The sequence below is a fragment of the Prevotella sp. genome, assembly GCF_036570325.1.
In the GTDB taxonomy this organism is placed as follows: domain Bacteria; phylum Bacteroidota; class Bacteroidia; order Bacteroidales; family Bacteroidaceae; genus Prevotella.
The window spans coordinates 22439-30055 of sequence record NZ_DATCYK010000085.1; the positions used below are offsets into that span (position 1 = coordinate 22439).

At 51.3% G+C, this 7617-nt stretch carries 5 protein-coding genes; 2 read left to right on the forward strand and 3 right to left on the reverse strand.

Going from position 1 to position 7617, the window contains the following annotated elements; genetic code table 11:
* Nucleotides 1-18: 18 nt before the first annotated feature.
* On the forward strand, nucleotides 19-1581 hold the full coding sequence (locus VIR50_RS08700) for a calcineurin-like phosphoesterase family protein (RefSeq protein ID WP_331934744.1): 1563 nt from the start codon (nucleotides 19-21) through the stop codon (nucleotides 1579-1581).
* A gap of 62 nt (nucleotides 1582-1643) precedes the next feature.
* The gene (locus VIR50_RS08705; RefSeq protein ID WP_331934745.1) at nucleotides 1644-3878 is read left to right on the forward strand and encodes a glycoside hydrolase family 31 protein; all 2235 of its coding nucleotides are present in this window, start codon (nucleotides 1644-1646) and stop codon (nucleotides 3876-3878) included.
* 523 nt (nucleotides 3879-4401) lie between these two features.
* Here VIR50_RS08705 and VIR50_RS08710 read toward each other — a convergent pair.
* From VIR50_RS08710 to speA, 3 genes are all read right to left on the reverse strand, one after another.
* The gene (locus tag VIR50_RS08710) at nucleotides 4402-4881 is read right to left on the reverse strand and encodes a pyruvate ferredoxin oxidoreductase (RefSeq protein WP_331934746.1); all 480 of its coding nucleotides are present in this window, start codon (nucleotides 4879-4881) and stop codon (nucleotides 4402-4404) included.
* The gene (locus tag VIR50_RS08715; protein ID WP_331934747.1) at nucleotides 4871-5383 is read right to left on the reverse strand and encodes an RNA polymerase sigma factor; all 513 of its coding nucleotides are present in this window, start codon (nucleotides 5381-5383) and stop codon (nucleotides 4871-4873) included. The genes VIR50_RS08710 and VIR50_RS08715 overlap by 11 nt, the downstream gene beginning before the upstream one ends.
* 264 nt (nucleotides 5384-5647) lie before the next feature.
* Nucleotides 5648-7540 (reverse strand): biosynthetic arginine decarboxylase, encoded by a 1893-nt coding sequence (gene speA, locus VIR50_RS08720; protein ID WP_331934748.1) that lies wholly within the window; start codon nucleotides 7538-7540, stop codon nucleotides 5648-5650.
* Between the last annotated feature and the right edge of the window lie 77 nt (nucleotides 7541-7617).

Below are 7617 nucleotides of genomic sequence, written 5' to 3' on the forward strand. Positions count from 1 at the left end.
TCCCATAAATCACTGATTATGAAAAGAATCAATTACTATATATCACTGCTCTGCATGGCCCTTACGCTCTCGGCCTGTGCCGAAGAAAAGATTGCCGAACGCATCGGTGGCGATAATGACATCCTGACCATCAAGCACCAAACGGGCATGAATGTCGTCGGCAGAGTTACGGTTGACGGCAAGCCCCGTCAAGGAGTCGTCGTGAGCGACGGCATTACCGTCATAGCCACCGACGCCAATGGTGAATACCAAATGAGGTCACGCAACCGCCAGCATGTCTACATTTCGGTGCCGGCCGACTGTGAGTTGCCCGTAGAAAGCGGCATACCCAAGTTCTATAAGACGCTCGATTTCAGCAAAACACATATCATCCAGCGCGATTTCAAGCTCAAGAGCAAGCCCAAGGACAACGACTTCACCCTCGTGGCCATAGCCGACGTACAGATAGGAGGCGCCAAGGATGTGGCCGAGTTCGACAATCCCGTCATGCCGGGCATACTGGCCTACACTCAAACTCTCAAAGGACATGTTCTCGGTATATCGTTGGGCGACATCTGTTGGAACAATCCCGACCGATACACCGATTACAAACGAAACATCACTCAGATGAGTTTCCCTGTGCTTTCGGTCATCGGCAACCACGATCATAACGAAAAGTACCACAACGATACGGAGTCCGACAAGGACTTCCGCGACGCTTTCGGACCCACCTATTACTCTTACAACATAGGCGAATGGCATGTCGTGGTACTTGACGACGTGTTTTATCGTGGTCTGACAAGTCACAACGACTATGATGGTTCCATCACCCGGCAGCAGCTCGACTGGCTTCAGAAGGACCTATCCTTTGTCGACAAGGACAAATCGTTGCTCGTGGCGCTCCATATTCCTACCTCCCGACGCGGCAATCCATTAAGCGGCATAGCCAACCGGGACGAACTTTACAGCCTCATCAAGGACTATCACCAAGTCAATATCCTATCGGGTCACATGCACTACAACAGTACCAACACCATCGCTCCCAACATAACGGAGTATAGTTTGGGCGCTGTCATGGGCGCATGGTGGAACCATTACAACCACCTTGGCGTGTGCAACGACGGCAGTCCCCGTGGTTACGGCGTATTCACCTTTGCCGGCAACGAGCTCAAAGACCAATACTACATTGGCGACGAGACCGCCCGCGACTATCAAATCAAGATATATCCGCCTAAGGAAGCGTCGATGCGCTTTGGCAGAACGGAAGGTTCAATCAGCTCACCCGACGAGGCTACACCGCTCATAACCGATGATGAGACAGTGTTGGTGAACATCTTTAACTGGCATACCACGTGGAAGGTGGAACTAAAGGAAGACAACGGCGCATGGACCGTGCTCGAACGCAACACTCGAACCTTGGATCCCTTGGCCGTACGGTTGCTCCAATACAAGAACCTATGGGAGCAACGACCCTCCTCCGACCCTGAAACCACCGACCACATGTTCCTCTATACACCGAAGAACCTGCAATGGAAAACGATTGAAGTCAGGGCCACCGATCCTTTCGGAAACGTATATACGGCTTCGTCCACCCACCAATAACGCTGAAACTACATGATTCCTGACACCAAGGAATGACCTCTTAACATTTTATCTATCAAACAATGAAAAAAATCTTATCCCTCTTTTTCTGCGTCTGCTGTGGCCTCTTACCGGCCGCGGCGGGCCCGGTGAAAAATCCGATGGTATTCGGCAAGAACCGACTTACCATCATCACACCCACGCTCATCAGGCTTGAATACGCCACGGACAGCGCTTTCATCGACGCTCCCACCTACTTCGCGCACGACCGCAACAGCAAATTGGCGCCCGATGAAATCGAGGTGAAGGAGCTGGGCAACGACACTTACGAGATCAAGACCAAGGCGCTTAGGATATGGTATAAGAACGATGGCTACCCCTTCTCTACCTCCAACATGAACATCTTTTACCAAAAGAATGGCAAGGAGGCCAAGTTCACCAACCGCTTTATCCTGAAAAACAACCTCGGAGGACCCGTGGAGACGCTCGACCGGGTGACCAAGGAGATTCCCATGAACGACGGCATATTGAGCAAGGACGGCTGGTACATCATCGACGACCAGCGCGGCGACCTCATCGTCAATGGCTGGCTCAAGCCCCGAAACACCACCACGCACCTGCAAGACCAGTATTGTTTCATCTATGGAAACGACTACAAGGCTGCGCTGGCGTCGCTCGGAGCCATCAGCGGACACGTTCCCATGACACGAAAATACATCCATGGCGTGTGGTATTGTCGCTATTGGGACTACACTTCCGATGAGTTCCTCGACATCATACGGGGCTATGACCGCCACGATTTCCCGCTCGACAACATCGTCTTCGACATGGGGTGGCACACCAACGACGCTACCACGGGCACGGGGCACAACGGTTTGCAAAACTGGAACGGCTACACATGGAACCGAAAGCTCATTCCCGACCCCAAAGCGTTGCTCGATTCCATCCACAAAAAGCAAATCCACGTGGCGCTCAACGACCACCCACACGATGGTATCCGCACGCATGAGGAGTACTACGAGCCCTTCATGAAAGCCATGGGCGCAAAAACGGGCGACAACTTGCTCTTCGCGCCCGGCGACAGCACCTACATGCGCAACTTCTTTGCCTATGCCCACCACCCCTCGGAGCGCATTGGCGTCGACTTCTGGTGGCTCGACTGGCAGCAGAACTACCTCTACCCATACGTTCCCGGCACCAACACGACGACCTTGGCATGGATAAACGAGCTTTATTATCGTGACTCCGAGCGCCTCGGCTTGCGTGGTTGCGGCTACAGCCGATGGGCCGGATGGGGCGACCATCGCCACCCCATACAGTTCTCGGGCGACGCTCAGGCCAATTGGGAAATGCTGGCTTTCGAGGTAAAACTTACCTCGGGCAGCGGTAACGGTGGCTGTTACTACTGGGCACACGACATCGGTGGCTTCCGCGGAAAGCCCAATCCGGAGCTCACCGCTCGCTGGACGCAGTTCGGTGCCTTGTCGGCGGCGCTGCGGGTACACTCCACCAAGGACCCCAAGCTCGACCGCCGGCCATGGATAAGCGGCGAAAAGGAAACCGAGGCCATGCGCAAGATGTACCACATGCGTGCCCAACTCATGCCTTATATCTACAGCAGCGTGTGGCAGACCCACCGCACCATGGTGCCGCTCAACCGCTCATTGTACCTCGATTACGGCGCCCAGCCCGAATCGTTCAACAACGCGCAGGAGTTCACTTTTGGCGACCTCATCCTCGCCGCGCCCATCACGCAGCCCGGAAAGGGTGCCGACAAGCGGGCCTCACAGAAGGTTTGGTTCCCCAAAGGCGAAACATGGTACGACTATTTCACGCAGGAACGCTTTGAAGGAGGACAGACCAAACAAATCGAAAAACCGCTCGACGAATTCCCCATGTACGTCCGTGGCGGATGGATTCTGCCCCTGCAACCCTATTGCAACCGCCCCGCATCGGCCCCACTCGACACGCTTGTCATGCGCCTTTACCCCGCCGGACGCACCACCGACAACTCCTTCACGCTCTATGAGGACGACGGCACCACGCTGGAATATACCAAGGGACAATATGCTACCACCCGTTTGCAATATCAAGAGAAAAACGCCCATTCCATCGTAGATATTCACCCGACGCAAGGCCGGTACAAAGGCCAGACCTCACAACGGGCCTACAGCCTACGGCTTTATGGTTTTAACAATATTAAGAAGGTAAAAGTAAACGGACGAAGCATGAAACCCACGCGTGACGAAAAGGAGAATTGCTACATCGTTAACGTCAACAAACAAAGTGTTCGCAAGGCGCTTAGGATAGAGTTTTAGGCGCTCCGTGACCCGTTTCTCTACCTCCTGATTGCCCATAGCCCTGCTTCGGCATTTTAAAAGCAGCCCTTTCGGCCCGCCAAAGCGTAGCTTTGACAAGATAAAAGCGGCCCTTTCATCGTGTGAAAGGGCCGCTTTCGTTATGGTAAAATATGGAATTTATAGCGCATGGGCCTAATTCTCGCACGCCCCAAACGCTCCCACTATTTGACGCCCACGAGCACATTACCCTCATTTTTCGCCCATTTCATCGCATTTTCGCTCTCTTTCATTGACATCAAAAAGAGATTATAACTCATCGACTGACAGAAAAGAATCCTTTACGATTATCCATTCGATAATGACGAAAAGCGCTCGCGACTCACTCCGCAAGGACCTATAAAACCAACAAGCCCGCTGTCTCACGATTGAGCAGCGGGCTTGTGTAACGTTAGTATGTTATGAAAAATTTGAGAGAATCGGAGCTTCACAGCTCCTGTTTTGTTTTACTAAACATGATTTTTATAGAGAAAGCATAGAAAATTTACTTGAGTAAGCCGGACTGTGGCGACGCTACCATCTCTACGCTGCTATGTTGCAGTGAGTCGATGGTGGCCGAATCACGCAACGCTACGCTGGCCCCACCCTCGTGGGTCTTGACCGTTCCGGCCGTGGGATAGCTGTCCTCGTTGAACGGAACTTGTGCCGCGTTGCCCAAAGTGAGCATGATAGCTACGACGGCGGCGGCCTTGAAGAGCGGCTTCAGTCGCTGTGTCATTGTGATGGTACGGGCCTTCACCTTGGTAGGCTCTGCCGTCATGGCAAGGATTTTCTTATCAAACTCCTCACCCAGTACATCATCTTTGGCTGCCTGCTGCTCATAGCAGAAGAGCGCTTTGTAGCGCTGCAGGTCGGCGGGGATACGCTCCTGACTGAAAAAAGCCTTCAAGATGGCCTCTTCTTCCAGCGTGGTTTCGCACCGCCAATAGCGTTCTACGAGTTGATTGATATACTTATAGTCCATAATTGTCTAATTCTTGAAATTTAAGTTTTACAGCCTGACGTGCCCTGAAGATGTTTACTTTTACTTGTTCTTCACTGATTTCCAGTATGCGGGCAATCTCTTTGTATGGTTTTCCCTCGAAATCCCGAAGCTGCATGCACGACTTCTGCTTCTCCGGCAGGTGGTCTATGATGTGCCGTATGGTCTCAACTCTGTTGTTACGGCTGGTCTGCTCATAGGGATTAAAGGCGCTGTCAGGATGTTCGTTGCCGTTTTCGCCGAGTGTATCGTTTTGGTTTTCATGCCTCTTGATACTGTCCAGCGAGAGGTTTCGGCATATTGTGAAGCAGAAAGCCTCGATAGATTCTATCTCGGTCCAGCTGTCACGCTTGTTCCATACCTTAATCATCGTTTCCTGCACGATGTCTTCTGCCTCCGCGCTATTCATCGTAATGCGGAGCGCCAGCCGATATAACTGGTTCTTAAGCGGCAGTATGTCGTTTTGAAAACTGATGATTTTCATCCTCTTTCTGAATTAATGACGATTGGTAAGGACTGAAGTTACAATCTTGTTATAATTTCTCTACATTTTAATACTCATTAACAAGCGAGTGGCTTACGGGCCTTTCGTCTCATGGCTTTGTATCGCCGTGTCGGCAATCGGGCGCTTGACACATGGCTATACGCCCAAGCTATCGGCACGACGACCGTAACCCATTCGGCGACATGGCCTCAACGACCCGTAGTCAGACCGCTGACGACATAAAAAAGGAGTCGCGCTGAAGCGCTACTCCAAGTAGGTATAACCGTAAAGACCTGACCGATAATTGTTGAGGAACTCCTTTCCTTCCTCCAAACTTATCTTTCCTTGTCTGACACTCTTGGTGACCCAAGTCTCCAACTGTCTCACTAACTTCTTGGGATTGTACTGCACATAGTCGAGCACATCCTCAACAGTCTCGCCGTCAAATATCTGATCTATGTTGTACTTTCCATCCTTCACGGAGATGTGAACGGCGTTGGTATCACCAAAAAGGTTGTGCATGTCGCCCAAAATCTCCTGATAGGCGCCCACCAAGAACACACCTAAATAATAAGGTTCATGGCGTTTGAGCGAATGAATAGGCAGTACGTGCCCTATATGTCCGCCGGTTACGAAGTTGGTTATCTTACCGTCACTGTCGCAAGTGATGTCTTGCAGCGTGGCATTGCGGCCCGGTCGCTCGTCAAGACGCTGTATCGGCATGATGGGGAATAACTGGTCGATGGCCCAACTGTCGGGAAGGCTTTGGAAAAGACTGAAGTTACAGAAGTATTTATCGGCCAAAATTTTATCCAACCCTCGCAGTTCCTCGGGCACATGCTTCATCTGTTTGGCCAGCGTATTGATTTCATGACACACGCTCCAATACATACTTTCAATCTCGGCGCGGGTCTTCAGGTCCACGATTCCATGGGAGAAAAGCTCCAAAGCCTCATCACGAATCTGCTCGGCGTCGTGCCAATCCTCCAACATATTGCGAGTATTGAGGTTATCCCATATCTCATAAAGGTCCTTAACCAGCTGATGATCGCTCTCCTTTGCCTCAAACTCCTCGGGCATTTCGGGCAAAGAAGCCGTCTCGAGCACGTCGATGACCAGCACGGAGTGGTGAGCTGCCAGCGAACGGCCGCTCTCCGTGATGAGATTTGGATGGGGAATATTGTTCTTGTTGGCCGCATCCACAAACGTATATACACAGTCATTGACGTATTCTTGTATGGTATAGTTCACCGAACTCTCACTGCTTGACGAGCGGGTACCGTCATAATCCACGCCCAAACCGCCACCGCAGTCAACGAAATCCACGTTATAACCCATCTGATGCAGGTTAATGTAGAACTGGGCAGCCTCACGCAAGGCCGTCTGAATGCGGCGAATCTTCGTTATTTGACTACCGATGTGGAAGTGGATGAGCCGCAGGCAGTCGTGCATACCTATGGCGTCGAGTTTCTCCAAAGCCTGAAGAAGCTCGGCGGAGGTCAGTCCGAACTTGCTGGCATCGCCCCCGCTCTCCGACCATTTGCCGCTACCGCTCGACGCGAGCTTGATTCTTATGCCCAAATTAGGCTTCACATCGAGCTTCTTAGCGGCCTTGGCAATGATGTCAAGCTCATTAAGTTTCTCGATAACGATGAAGATTCGCTTGCCCATTTTCTGCGCCAAGAGCGCCAATTCTATGTAACTCTGGTCTTTGTAGCCATTACATACGATGAGAGAATCGCTCTGGCACTGCACGGCTATCACGGCATGAAGCTCCGGTTTGGAGCCTGCCTCAAGTCCCAAGTTGAACTTCCGGCCGTGGCTGATAATCTCTTCCACCACCGGTTGCATCTGATTCACCTTGATGGGATAGATAATGAAGTTCTCGGCATTGTACTCATACTCCTTCTTCGCTTGCTGAAAGCAGCTCGCTGTCTTCTCAATACGATTGTCAAGAATATCAGGAAAGCGCAGCAGCACGGGCGGCGTGACATCGCGCAACGCCAGTTCGTCCATCACGTCGCGCAGGTCTATCTGCGTGTTATCTTTACAAGGAGTTACAAAGACATCACCTTTGGGGTTGATACCAAAGTAAGATGTGCCCCATCCATTGATGTTGTAGAGCTCTTTGGAATCTTCAATCGTCCACTTCTTCATTGCTGATCGTTCAATTCTAATGCTAAAAGCGTTTTTAAATTTTCTACTGATATTTGTATTTTATCGTAATTATCCAT